The organism is Paenibacillus sp. JNU01, assembly GCF_059130585.1.
The window spans coordinates 3,925,319-3,938,925 of sequence record NZ_CP169723.1 but is presented as its reverse complement, the minus strand read 5'-3'; the positions used below and the strand labels follow the sequence as shown (position 1 = coordinate 3,938,925).

7 protein-coding genes are annotated in these 13,607 nt (G+C 44.0%); 2 read left to right on the top strand and 5 right to left on the bottom strand.

Annotated features, from left to right (window positions below; genetic code table 11):
- The 5 genes from NLBNIHML_RS17040 to NLBNIHML_RS17020 all read right to left on the bottom strand — a co-directional run bounded on the left by NLBNIHML_RS17040 (window position 1) and on the right by NLBNIHML_RS17020 (window position 5,973).
- Complete coding sequence (locus tag NLBNIHML_RS17040; protein ID WP_494352400.1) at window positions 1-1,179, bottom strand: GerAB/ArcD/ProY family transporter; 1,179 nt, start codon at window positions 1,177-1,179, stop codon at window positions 1-3.
- Window positions 1,113-2,570 (bottom strand): spore germination protein, encoded by a 1,458-nt coding sequence (locus NLBNIHML_RS17035; protein ID WP_339238845.1) that lies wholly within the window; start codon window positions 2,568-2,570, stop codon window positions 1,113-1,115. The genes NLBNIHML_RS17040 and NLBNIHML_RS17035 overlap by 67 nt, the downstream gene beginning before the upstream one ends.
- Window positions 2,571-2,911: 341 nt before the next feature.
- A complete protein-coding gene (locus NLBNIHML_RS17030; protein ID WP_253442204.1) occupies window positions 2,912-4,051 on the bottom strand; it encodes a zinc-dependent alcohol dehydrogenase in 1,140 nt (379 codons plus the stop codon).
- A 318-nt stretch (window positions 4,052-4,369) separates the two neighbouring features.
- The gene (locus NLBNIHML_RS17025) at window positions 4,370-5,398 is read right to left on the bottom strand and encodes a zinc-binding alcohol dehydrogenase family protein (protein WP_339238844.1); all 1,029 of its coding nucleotides are present in this window, start codon (window positions 5,396-5,398) and stop codon (window positions 4,370-4,372) included.
- Between the two features lie 185 nt (window positions 5,399-5,583).
- A complete protein-coding gene (locus NLBNIHML_RS17020; protein ID WP_253442200.1) occupies window positions 5,584-5,973 on the bottom strand; it encodes a winged helix-turn-helix transcriptional regulator in 390 nt (129 codons plus the stop codon).
- Between the two features lie 148 nt (window positions 5,974-6,121).
- Here NLBNIHML_RS17020 and NLBNIHML_RS17015 point away from each other — a divergent pair, with 148 nt between their 5' ends.
- The gene (locus NLBNIHML_RS17015) at window positions 6,122-6,640 is read left to right on the top strand and encodes a DJ-1/PfpI family protein (protein ID WP_339238842.1); all 519 of its coding nucleotides are present in this window, start codon (window positions 6,122-6,124) and stop codon (window positions 6,638-6,640) included.
- 528 nt (window positions 6,641-7,168) lie between these two features.
- Window positions 7,169-13,447 (top strand): cadherin-like domain-containing protein, encoded by a 6,279-nt coding sequence (locus tag NLBNIHML_RS17010; RefSeq protein ID WP_494352399.1) that lies wholly within the window; start codon window positions 7,169-7,171, stop codon window positions 13,445-13,447.
- Window positions 13,448-13,607 lie beyond the last annotated feature (160 nt).

Sequence of the window (13,607 nt, the reverse complement as noted above, 5' to 3'; positions counted from 1 at the left end):
CTACATACTCTCCTTTCGTTTAACTGCAGTGAAAAGGATCGCAGGAACAAGTAAATAAATGAATGCGCCGAGCCAGATTTGAATGTTCAGTAACATCTTTTGACCCGGAATCGTTTCCCATAACCATTGATCCATTAAGATGATGCTTATCAAAATGATGAACCAACTCGACAAAAATCCGATCCGAGTCGCGCCTTTGTTCATTTTTCTCATAAAGACTCTTCCGGCTCCATATAAACACAACAGAAGAATTGAAATGTCAAACACATAATTAAACATATGGAAGGAGATAAGGATGTGATCGATTCGTTCTAAACCGCTCGTTTGAATGTAACTTCCCATATATCCTATTGGAAAATTGATCTTGCTTAAGAAGTTGGAACCGTAAAACAATACCGAAGCAATGAACAATAATGAAAATTCTATGATCGTCAGCATGTTTCCAATCACCAGATATTTCGATATTTTTTTATTGGAGCTTAACCATGGAACCATAAAGACCAGATATACTGGACCGGAAAAGGCCGACCAAATAAACAGCAAACCCTGCCATGATTGTCCCGACCATTCAGTGGGGATGAGAGGATACAAATCGCGGTAATTTGCAATCGGAGGAAAGAAAAAAGGAATAAACATGATTACGATCCAAGCCCCGCAAAGAAAGGCGATGATGACAAAACGCAATGTTTTTTCCACTCCATGTGAAGCCACAAATAAACTGATCAAAAGAATCATTAGGATCAGCCATTTTTTATTCATCGATGGATATATAAAACTATGGAGCATTTCAACGTATCCCAGTGTGATGATTGAAATTTTGAACAATATGATCAAAAAACCAAGTATCGCGAAAACCTGAACTGCCCGTTTGCCAAAAAGCTGCAAAAATCCTTGATAGCCCTTCGCTGCATAACTGGAATTAAACCATTTGGACATCATCATCAAGTTAAGTTGGGACAGCAGTCCCATCACGATAATTCCCCAAACCATATACGAATGGACCAAATAAACGGGCATGATTAAAATAAAATAATGCATTTGCATGCGATTGACCAAAAAAAGAAAATAAATTCCACCAATAGGGGAAGTTCGATTGTATAAGAATAAACTTCTCACTTCTTCATCTCCTTCCGCGATTTCCGCAGTGGTTTTAGATATTTCGGACGTGTTTTCATCCAAATTAAAGGGCCGCGGATAAAGAGATCGATCCAATCCTTCCCATGAAAAGGAGAAATCGGGGCTAAATAAGGTTGACCTAATGACGTTAATCCATGGAGATGTGCAAGAATCCCAATCAGCCCGATTACGATTCCCGGCAACCCAAGAAACGAAGCAAGGATAAGAAGAACAACTTGCAACAGCACCATGGATTTTGTCATTTGATAATTGGGAACTAAAAAGAAAGCAATAGCAGATATACCCATCAATACAATTAACACCTTACTTGCAAAGCCTGCTTCGACAGCCGCTTGTCCAATGACGATACCACCGATAACCCCTAGCGTTTGACTGGTTTTGGTGGGCATTCGCAAGCTCGCTTCTTTGATGATTTCCAGCGTTACGATCATGAATAATCCTTCCACAAACGGAGTAAAGGGCAATTTGCTTCTCGATTCCAATAATACGAAAAGAATCGGAAGTGGAACCATTTGGTAATGAAATGTCGTTAACGCAACATAAAAAGGAATCATCGTCAAAGAAACAATAAAACTCCCATACCGGATTAAACGTAAAAAACTGGCTATCGGCCAACGAAGAAAGTAGTCTTCTGGTGATTGGAATAGATGAAATAAAGTAATAGGACACACTAGGGCAAACGGTGAATTGGAGACTAATATTGTCAACTTTCCCTCACCTAATGCGTAGGCGCATGCATCCGGCCGATCCGTTTGTAGAAACTGTGGAAAGACCGTATGATTATGATCTTCAATAAAAGCTGCAAGCTGAGAGGAGTCTAAAAATTGATCAAAATCCACACTATTAATTTTATCTCTTGCGAGGGAAACAAATTCTGGATTAGTTAATCCGTCTATGTACATTAACACGACCTTCGTTTTACTTAATGAACCGATAGTGAAGCTTTCCGTTTTTAATGTCGTTATAGGTAAACGCCTGCGCAACATGGTAATGTTTTTATCGATTTGTTCACTGAAGCTGTCTTTCGCTCCATATATAACCGTTTCCGTTTCGGAAGGTTCTACTGCACGACCAAGAGGGTTTTCCAGTTGCACACTTAACCATTGATTGTTGACTGAATCATATAGAAGAATGAATCCTTGCATTATTTTTTGCTCTGCATCTTCGATCGATATAACTTCTGAAAGTTTGGAGTTGGTTAAGCAGGAAGAAAGCGAATTGCCGTCAGATCGATGAAGTGGCTGAATAATCACCTCGTTTAAACGTTCTTGATTGATTAACGTATTTATGTACAAAAGATGGACTGAAGCACTGGGACCCATGCTGTGCTCAACAACTTCGGCATCATCCATATGGTTTAATTTCTCTTTTAATTCATCAAGCCATGTGGACATGTAATGATTTTTCATTTGAGGATCATATTCTTCCGCCATAGTCTGTTTCTCCTTCCTTAAAGTAATCAAAATCATGTCGTGTTATCTTGCTCTGTAATCGGAAAAATTATACAACCGTTAATTTGCATTTCAAACCGCATTACGTTTCAGGTTTGATGGCGTATAAAGCAGTTTACGATCTTCTTAAATTAAAAAAAACGAACATGCTATTGTTGTTGTCCAGCGATATCTAGAGACAGAAAAAAAGAACGGTCTCCAAAGAGCCGTTCTTGGCAAGCAATAAAGAAAGGTACATACCCGTTATGAGTACAAGTTAACATGGAGAGCTGTCCATCAGGGTACAATGCCCCGTGGAACAGCCCCTCTTTTCATGCCATCATCTAAGGCTTCAGGATGAATTTAATGCACTCATCCGCATGGTTATAGAAAGTGTTATACGCATTATGCGCCTGATCGAGCGGCACTTTATGCGTGATGATCTCCGTGGGATCGAACTCGCCTGCCACAATTTTTTGATACAGCATCGGCATGTAATGAATCACGGGCGCCTGTCCCATGGTCAACTTTACGTTTCGTTCCCAAATGTTTCCGAACATAAACTGGTTGTATTTAGAACCGTATACCCCCGTAATCTGAATCGTGCCGAATTTCCGTACCGCATTCATCGCGATGTTGATCGGGCTGAGCGTTCCGCCAACCAGCTTGGCCTTCTGCTCTTCCTCCTCCAAGGGGGTCTTCTTGCCGTCCATTCCAACGCAATCGATGACGACATCCGCACCCCCGCTCGTTATTTCTTTTATATGCAGCCCCATGTCTTCGAAATCTTCAAAGTTGAAGATTTCGACATTATTCATTTTTTTGGCATGGTTCAGTCGGTACGGAAGATTGTCGACCGCAATGACCCGTTTAGCTCCTTTCATCCAGGCGAATTTTTGTGCCATCAAGCCCACAGGGCCACAGCCGAGTACCACCACCGTATCTCCCTTCTTCACGCCGCCATTGTCCACGCTCCAATAGGCTGTCGGCAGTACGTCGGATAGGAAGAGGAGATTCTCATCCTCCAATTCGCATGACTCCGGAATAACGAAGGGCATAAAATTGCCGTACGGCACGTATAGCAATTCGGCTTGTCCGCCCGAATAATTCCCGTAACGTTCGGTAAATCCAAAGTAAGCTCCCGTATCCACTTGGGGATTGGGGTTGGAGTTGTCGCATTGGCTCTCCATTTCATGCTGGCAGTAATGACAGCTCCCACACGAGATATTGAACGGGAGCACAACCCGGTCCCCTTTTTTGACTTTTGTCACCTCGGGGCCCACTTCTTCGACAATGCCCATCGGTTCATGTCCAACCACGTATCCGGGTTGCGCTTGAATCGCCCCCTGGTATATATGAAGATCGGAACCGCATATGGCGGTCGAGGTGACCCTGACGATAATCCCGTCGTTTTTCTGAATCGTTGGATCCGGGACCTGCTTCACTTGCATGTTCTTCATTCCACCGAATGTTACAGCCTTCATAATCGCCCTCCTGTAATAACATGCTTTGAATTCTGCACGAATGGATCTATTATGGAATTGGAGAGTGAGCATTCGTGTTTTTTCTGATATTGCTACTCCATTATTATATGAAATCCCTATTTCGTGGGGTTGTGTCCAGAGATCAATATTTATTAGTTAAGGCAAGCCAGACGCTTCGGGTACGTTACTTTAGCAAAAACCAGAAAAGAAACGGCCATCCCACAAAGGGATGGCCTTAATATTTATCTCTAATTGCAATTATCGAATCACAGATTTATTGAGAAACCTCATTTTTTAATACTCTCTGCAAACAGGTTTTCAAATAAAACCTTCTAATACAATTTTACCGATCGTCCTATTGCTCTCCAAAAATTTGTGGGCTTGACGGAGATTCTCTGCTGAGATGGGTCCAAGAACCTCGGTCAGTGTTGTCTTTAATTTTTGATGGTCCACAGCATCAGCAATACGATTAAGCAATAAATGCTGCTCAATCATGTCATCTGTTTCGTAAATAGCGCGAGTAAACATAAACTCCCATACGAAGGTGACGCTTTTTTGCTTAAGCAATTTGAGGTCCAGTGGAGAGGTTGGATCATCAATTGCGCTTACAACGCCTTGCGGAGAGATAGCTTCGCTAATACCGGCCCAGTGTTTTTCCAACGCATTCAGGCAAAAAATATACGGAACGTTTGTAAATCCAATTGCTTGAAGTTGTGGAAGGAGCGGTTCATGGTGATTAATGGTATAGTCCGCGCCCATCGATTTAACCCAGTTAACCGTTTCCGATCGGGAAGCAGTTCCGACTACAGTAAGCCCCGCTTGTTTTGCAAGCTGAGTGGCAATGGAACCTACACCCCCGGCTGCACCAATGATCAGCAGAGTCTTTCCTTTATTGAGGCCCGGATCTTGGGAAATAGACATTCGGGTGAATAATGCTTCCCAAGCTGTAATGGAGGTTAGGGGAAGAGCGGCGGCTTCCACAAAACTTAAGGAAACAGGTTTGCGCCCGACGATTCGTTCATCGACCAGATGGTATTCACTGTTTCCGCCTTGTCGTGCAATACTGCCAGCATAAAAAACTTCATCTCCGGGACGAAACAATGAACAGTCCGGTCCTGTCTCTTCCACGACCCCTGCTACATCCCAACCTAGAATTTTAGGGTTTTCCTCCACTCTTTCCTTAGGAGCTCGTACCTTTGTATCTACAGGATTGACCGATATGGCCGCAACTTTGACCAAAATGTCACGACCTGTTGCTTTTGGTTTTTCTACAACTATGTCCACCAGGCTTTGGGGATCGTCAATTGGAAGGTAACGAGTTAATCCTACCGCCTTCATTGTAGTCATGATGAACCACATCCTTTCCTTATTAGTATGCCCTTTATTAGTACTATATTGAAATGATCACTAGCCTTAAGGTCTTAAGCATAAATGAATTTTAGTTGAATACAGAGGTGAAGGCCAATTAAACGAATTGATTTGAAAAGTAACGCCAGGGAGATCATATAAAGGAAGGAACGATGAGTGGAGGCTTAATTGTTTGATTCCGGAATATCTATTTCTTTTATGATTTCTGCTATCCGATTTTTTCCCCATTCATACATCATTTCAACGATAGGAAGTAGAGTCATTCCCAATTCAGTCATGGAATATTCCACTTTGGGTGGAACTTCTGGATAAACCTCGCGATGAACTATTCCATCTTCCATCAGTTCTCTTAATTGATTCGTTAAAATTTTATGAGATATTTTTGGAAAAAGCCTTTGCAGATCACTAAACCGATAGGGTCCTTCTACACCTAAATGCCATAAAATAACAATTTTCCATTTACCACTTAGAATGGATAAGGTAAGTTCTTTTTCACAATTATAATCACCATTTATGATCTTTTCTTTAACTTCATCTCTAAAAGTATCTGGCATAGGCTCGTACCCCCTTATTCCTATCAATTGTAACCTGTAGGTAACCTTCTTACACAAAAGTGCATTCTTCACAGTGAAGAAAACAAGCAGTAGAATGAAATAGTCGTCTTACCGGCAAATCTTTTTCACTACCTAGGAGGAACTACAAATGAGTAAAAAAGCACTCTTTATTATACCACCAGAACGTTTCAATGAGGACGAATTATTTCAACCAAAAGCCGAATTGGAAAGCAACGGAATTGATGTGACCATTGCAAGTACAAAAACAGGTGAAATCATAGGGGATTATGAAGGTAAAGCAACTGCTGAGGTCATTTTCTCAGACGTTATTGCTTCTGATTATGATGTTGTATCCGTTATTGGTGGATCCGGCACGAACGATCATCTATGGGGGAATCAAGAATTACAAGATTACTTGAAACAAGCGTACACGGATAAAGTTCTTGTAACAGGAATCTGTGCAGGTGCGGTTACTGTAGCTAAAACCGGTTTACTTACCGGAAGAGAGGCTACTTGTTATCCAGTAGATGTACAAAAAGATCAATTAAAAGCGAATAAAGTAACATATGTTGAAAAACATGTTGTTGCTCATGATGATATTATCACTGGTGATGGTCCAGATGGTGCTAAAGAATTTGGAGAATCTTTGGTAAAAGCATTAAGCTAATTCTACATTTCCTCCTTGAAATTTTATATAATCGCGGGGCTGTCTCAAAAGCCCTTAAAAATATACATCGGTGAAAAGAATGAACACCGATACGTTCAAACGGGACAAAGCAGAGATTCATCCTGCTTTGTCCCGTTTGCGTTTTCGTCATGTTGTACAATTTTAAATTTTAAGAAAGCAGAGCTATGGCGTTTTATATTTTCAATTCACTAATTAATTCCTCTTCATGCTATGTAAGAATAAATTCTCGCAATCATACATCCTCTATTCTTCCAATTCTACTATTACCACTTCAATTTTTGTAATTCCATCAGGTAAAAACAACTGTCATCACGTTCTTGTTCAGTTTTTGTTTAGAGTAAATGATTATACTAAAAATCGCAATAAATCTGGAGACGGGAAGAAGGTAATAAACGTTGCAATAGATCGTTTTTGAACAGTGTGGGTTGTAGACGAAGAAGCACAAGGACTTTGCTGTATTAGGATGCAGTATATTTTACATTTCATTTTTGTACGGAGGAAATAAGGATGAACAACGGTATTAAAAAATGTATTTCAATTCTGCTTACGGTGTGTCTAATGTTTGGGGTTAGTGGTTTGGCCCCTTTGGACGGCTCAGTGGCCAATGCGGCAATCGCGCCAACTATGGCGGAGACGAATTACGGTCAATACCAGGTCAAGTTAACTGCTGACCCGGTGACGGATACGCCGCCTAGCGGTTTTGGTTCAGCTGCATCAGACGGGCGTATCTGGACGGACAAGAGCGTCACAGCAGAGGGTGATGGCAGTTTCAATGTGAAATTGTCAGCGCTAGCACAAGAATATATGACGGCAAATTCGACCAATCCAGGTGTCGGAGGGAGCGGCAGTGCTGACGGTCCTGCGGCAGATGTAACCTTCATATTGGACATGAGTTCGTCTATGGGCAATATGAATGGCAGAGAAATAGCGGAAACAGCAGGTGGACCCGGTGTATACTATCGTGTCGAGGCGATGGCCAAGGCTGCCAATGATGCAATCCGCACAGTCATGGATGCCAATCCCAATAACCGCGTTGCCGTTTATTGGTTTGGAGGATCGGCTAACGCCAACCACCTCGGCACGTTTATGGAACTAGGACATTACAATTTTAGTTCAGGACATGGAGCGGAAGATTATTTGAAATATGCAACGAACCAAACCATCACGGTGAACAGTAATCTGACCAAGGATGGCGGTGCTGTTGGAACACAATCGGCAGTTTCGTTGGGGGCAGGAACACCAACACAGGATGGCATCATGTATGGCGTTTCGAAGACGATGAGAAATGTGGGAACCAAGGGTGCGGGACCTAAGCGCCAGCCGTATTTGTTCCTTCTATCGGACGGGGCGGCGATTCATGCCAAGAAGGCATGGTATTCTTCGCCAAAAGGCAAATCATTTGAAACGGATTATAACAATGCATTAACCGAAGCTACAACGATCACAAACTATAATCAGAGTGGCACTGATGGTACCAAATATGTGCCAGCTGCTGCCGGTACCAGTCTGGCCAATACAGGCGATCCGGAGATCGCAGCGCTGACTATACTCACCGGCGCTTATATGAAGGGTCTCCTGGATAGTCAGTACACTGCCTATAATGGAGGAGAATCCACTCAGGCCAAAGTGTATACGGTTGGACTGGGTTCCACTACGGCAATTAATGGACCATATAGTGGTAGCCAGCCAGTCTACGCATGGGCGGGTCTTGACCCGAAAAGAGTTAACGATCATAAAGAAGATAGTGATTATAACTATGGTACGGCAAAGAACACGTATGAAAGGTTGAAAACGTATGCGGCCCAAGGGCCAAATGGTTTTAACTACGCAGATTCCTTTGTCTACAGCAATTATTATACATTTGCTCCGACCTATGACATCGTCAGCTCAGCTTTTGCTGGATTGGCCAATGATGTAGAAGCTACTACAACCATACTTCCACTTCTGAATATACCGGAGACTACCGATCTTGGCTCAGAGACGGCTGATATAGCCAGTGCCATCGTGGTCACAGACGAAATCAGCGAGGACTTTAGCGTGGATCTGTCCACCTTGAGAATCGGGGATGCTGTTGCAGCGGTGGATACAACTACGACCATAACCGGAGGAACAGCCTACCAGTTTGCTGGCTACGGGAGCAGGGCTGTCATCAAGACGGTAGCAGGCGTGAGCAGTCTGACCTGGTATATTGACGCTGAAGATATGCAGAAGCATATTTACCGGTTCAAAAACCGGACCAACCCACAGTCTGGGGAGTATAGTCCACCAACAGAAGGTTCTTTTAAGCTCAGCTATAAAGTAAAACCGACTTTTCAGGTATCACCAAATCAAGTCGGGGAAATATCCCGCTATCTCAACTCGGGTAATGCTATCGATGGGGCCAAGACAGCAGCTTATTTCTTCCCGCCTACGGACAGCCCTTATTATCTTGCTTTAACGAATAAGCAGACGATCTCCAAAACAGATGGAATCGGTGCATCGTACGTAACCGAGGAGTCGCTGAACCAGGGCAAGGCGACGATGAAACTTGGAAACAATGGTAGACTTGATCTGATGATAGGAATCGACAAGAAAGGTCCAGCTACAGTTCAAACGAACGGTTCTATGGACTATACAGTCACCATTTATAACTATACCAATACGGCAAAAACAGGACTCAGCGTCACCAGTGACGGTCAAACTCAAACGGGAATTGATGTTCCCGCGAACGGAAGCAAAGTGCTCACGTTTACTATAACGGCACCAAGCACGCAGCAGACATTAGTCAGCGATAATGCTGTAATAACGGGATTGAACCTGGGTTCCAATACAGTAACTACCAATGTAACGGATGTAACAACAGCAGTAATCACTACACATGTCATCGGAACTGTTGGTGGGACGACTGCAGGGGATAACACCTATAATATCGGTGATTCAGCGACACTTACAGCTAGCCCGGATCAAGGCTATATATTCGTGGGATGGTATGACAACACAGCAGGCACAGGTACTCCAGTAAGTATGGATTCAGCCTATACGTTTACCGTTCAGACGGATGAAGACTATTATGCTAAATTTGATACACTGCCTTTCGCTGAAAATGACACTTATAGTGTCTTGCGGGGAGATACGCTCACCGTTCCGGTGGCAGAGGGTATCTTACTGAACGATACAGATGCGGGTAATCGTCCACTTACGGCGGTGAATATCGGCTCAATCAGTGATCCGAGCAAAGGCGATCTTAATGTGAATTCAGATGGCTCATTTACGTTCGTGGCGGATAGCGAAGCGTCTGGTACTGTGACGTTCACCTACCAAGCTGATAATGGAATTGCCCTTTCGAATGAAGCTACGGTGACAATCACGATTACGCTACCCGTTTCTACACATGAGCCTGTGGCAGAAAATGATAATTATCGCATAAAGAGTGGGGATACACTCACCGTTCCAGTCGAGACAGGTTTGCTCTCGAATGATAAGGATGATGAGGATCATCCGCTCACCGTAATGAATATCAGCTCCATCAGCGATCCAAGTATGGGCACGCTGAATGTGGACCCAGACGGATCGTTCACGTTCAGTGCGGAGGAGAACACATTCGGTAAGGTGACGTTTACGTACCAAGCCTTTGACGGAACTGTTCATTCGAGTGTAGCGACGGTGACGATCACAATTACGATGCCAATCACTACGCATGTCATTGGGAATGATGGCGGCACGACTTCGGGTGATGATACTTATGGATTAGGCGAAACAGCTATAATTACGGCTAATCCGGCTGTAGGCTATTCATTCACAGGTTGGTATGACAATGAAGAAGGTACAGGCAGTCCAGTAAGTACAGCTGCGGCGTATACCTTTACTGTTCATGCAGCTGGAGACTATTATGCAAAATTCAGAGCGGTACCTGTTGCCAAGAATGACAGCTATCAGGTTGTCAGAGGAAATACGTTGACTGTCCCGGTAGAAAACGGAATCTTATCCAACGATACTAGCGCAGGGAATGATACCCTCATTGCAGTGAATATCAGTTCAATTAGCGACGCAAGCAAAGGTACGCTGACTGCCAGTTCCGACGGCTCCTTCACGTTCGAGGCAAAAGAAGAAGCTTCCGGCAGTGTAACGTTCACCTATCAAGCCTCTGACGGAACAGGTCAGTCCAATATAGCCACGGTGACAATCACAATGACCAACCCGAGCATTGCCGGAACGGTCATGGATAAAGAAACCGGGAATCCGATCTTAGGCGCAACAGTAATTCTACGTGACCTTGCAGGTAAAGAGAAGGGACGGGTCACATCGGATTCAGATGGCAAGTACACCTTTGAAGATGTTGTGATCAATAAATATATGTTAGAAGTGATTAGCGACAAGTATAGCCACGCTCATAGAGAAGTTTCCGTATCTACGGTCAACGGCAATGGGAACGGGGTTGTTATTCAGGACTTCGAGCTTGTGGAGTTCGAAATAACGTTGACAGCCAACCCATCGTCGATACTTGGTAACGGCACATCTACATCCATCTTTAAGTCGGTAGTGACTGATAAAGAAGGTCGTCCTCAGGCAGGGATTGAAGTCGTATTTGATGTGCCAGATACAACTTATGGTCATTTTGTTGGAAACTCCAACACAGTAAGTGTCTTAACGGATACCGATGGCATCGCAACTACAACCTTCACCGCGGCAGTTCTTGGTGGTACGGGGTCTGCGTCCATACCGCTGACAGCAACGGTTGACGATAAACCTAGAGGTCTCCATGTGAGTGACACCATCTATATTACCATTACCCCTGGTGTTATTACGGGCGTCGTCACAGACCAGGTAGGTCACCCTGTAAAAGGGGCTTTAATCAAAGTAAGCAAAGATTTTGACGGTGACGGCATTGCTGATTTTCATGCTGTTGCAGTTACAGCGGATGATGGAGTATACACCCTGGCTGTACCGCAGGGTAATGTGACGTACGATGTATCCATTACGAAGCAAGTAGATATTGGCGGACAGAAAAAATCCGTCACGTTTAATCAGAGTGTTCCAGTAAATGCCAGTGTGGATGGCCGATCCTTTGAGGGGAATAAAACAGTCTCTGGTGTTGTCTTGGTGGAAACATCACAGGGTGGATCCCTGGCACTCAACGGAACGGTGGGCGGCGGTTATACGGTTATAATCAATGACGGCAATGGGGCTCATACAGGCCAAGTTGACTCTGATGGAATATTCAATATCGACAGTGTGCTTAAGGGCAGCTACACTGCTAATGTCATCTATAACATTCCGCTTCCGGGCGGTGGAACACAACCTATTGTTGTCGGCCATGCTGATATTGAAATCAGTTCAGACGGACAAATCAGTATTAGTGAGGTACTCATTGACCCATACGGTACAATTACCGATTCCGTAACCGGTCGTCCAATATCCGGTGCAATCGTTACGCTTCATTACAGCAACGGAACGGTGGTCAACTTGCCACCTGTGGTCAATTTCCCACCAGCGGATAACGCGAACCCACAGACGAGCGATGCGACTGGGCAGTATGCGTTCATGGTATTTCCGCATACAGATTACTACTTAACCGCCACCAAAGCAGGATATAAGGACTTTGATAGCAGAGTTGTCGATACGAACCAGCCGCTAATTCATGTAGGTACGGAGATTGTGCTGTACGACTTTAGCATGACGCCACTGCCGACATCCAACGGAGGGGGTTCTCCAGTTGTAACGACTGATTCCGTCAGGCCGCCAGTCACAACGACCGAGCCTCCGACAACCATAACGACCAAGCCAATCGACTTTGCCACAGCCATTCTTGTGGACAAAATGAAGGGCAGAGAAGACGATATTCTAACCTTTACGGTGATTTACGCCAATAAAACGTTAACTGAGGCTGATGGATTGTATGTTAAATCTACGATCCCGGCGGGAATGAGTGTAGTTGATGCCAACGGCGGCGTTGTTACCGGCCAAGAAATAAAATGGAATGTTGGTAAGCTGGCGGGAGACACGCGTGGCCAACTGACGTTTAAATTAAAGGTTAACGAAATGACAGAAGGCGAGATCTATGCTTCTGTTACCGCAGAGGTCGGCTCAGATCATAAGCTTACGCTTATAAATACACAAGACGATACGTCCTTGATTAAAGTGATGTTGTACTCTAATCGTTATGAGCACAAACATGACCGTTATATTATGGGGTACCCAGACGGTAAGGTGAAACCGGAAAAGCTCATCACTCGTGCAGAGATTGCAGCTATTTTTGCCCGGACGCTTCATTTGCAAGATGAGGTTCGACACGTCGAGCTGTACAGTGATGTTGCTACAGATTACTGGGGTGCCGATTATATCGAAGCTGTTGCAAATAAAGGAATATTTAAAGGCTATGCGGATCATACATTCAGACCGGATCAGCCCATTACAAGAGCAGAGCTGGCAACAGCCATTGCGCGTTATCTTGGTGTTGCCAAAGAGCTGAAGATGGACCATATCTTGAGAATCAGTTCGTTTACAGATATTGAGGGGAACTGGGCGGAGCAGTCCATCGATGAAGTTTTTCGTTTCGGTATCGTATCAGGGTATAAAGATGCTTCCTTCCAACCTGGAAGTCAGATTACCCGAGAGGAAGCCGTTAAGATGATTAACGGAATGCTGTATAGAGGTCCTCTGACTGGAGCGGAACCTTCATATCCAGACAACCGTTTGGACAAATGGTCATTTGGACATGTTGAGGAAGCAACGAGAACCCATACGTTTAAGATCAATGAAGATGGCTCCGAAACGATGCTGAAGTACATCCCCGAAGATCTGTGGTAATCTTGCATCGTGAACATACTTGAACTTAATAGAATGTGCACGCTATCTTGAGCTAATCTGAGGAATCGAATAGATTCCTCAGATTTTTTTACTATCCGGTGAGGTGCATACAAGTTGGTGAGTGGATCGGAAAACGTTAGATACCAGAAAAGAGCCGCAA

Coding starts and splice junctions, on each gene's coding strand:
- NLBNIHML_RS17035 (WP_339238845.1), bottom strand. CDS start 2,570: ATGGCGGAAGAATATGATCCTCAAATGAAAAATCATTACATGTCCACA.
- NLBNIHML_RS17030 (WP_253442204.1), bottom strand. CDS start 4,051: ATGAAGGCTGTAACATTCGGTGGAATGAAGAACATGCAAGTGAAGCAG.
- NLBNIHML_RS17025 (WP_339238844.1), bottom strand. CDS start 5,398: ATGACTACAATGAAGGCGGTAGGATTAACTCGTTACCTTCCAATTGAC.
- NLBNIHML_RS17020 (WP_253442200.1), bottom strand. CDS start 5,973: ATGCCAGATACTTTTAGAGATGAAGTTAAAGAAAAGATCATAAATGGT.
- NLBNIHML_RS17015 (WP_339238842.1), top strand. CDS start 6,122: ATGAGTAAAAAAGCACTCTTTATTATACCACCAGAACGTTTCAATGAG.
- NLBNIHML_RS17010 (WP_494352399.1), top strand. CDS start 7,169: ATGAACAACGGTATTAAAAAATGTATTTCAATTCTGCTTACGGTGTGT.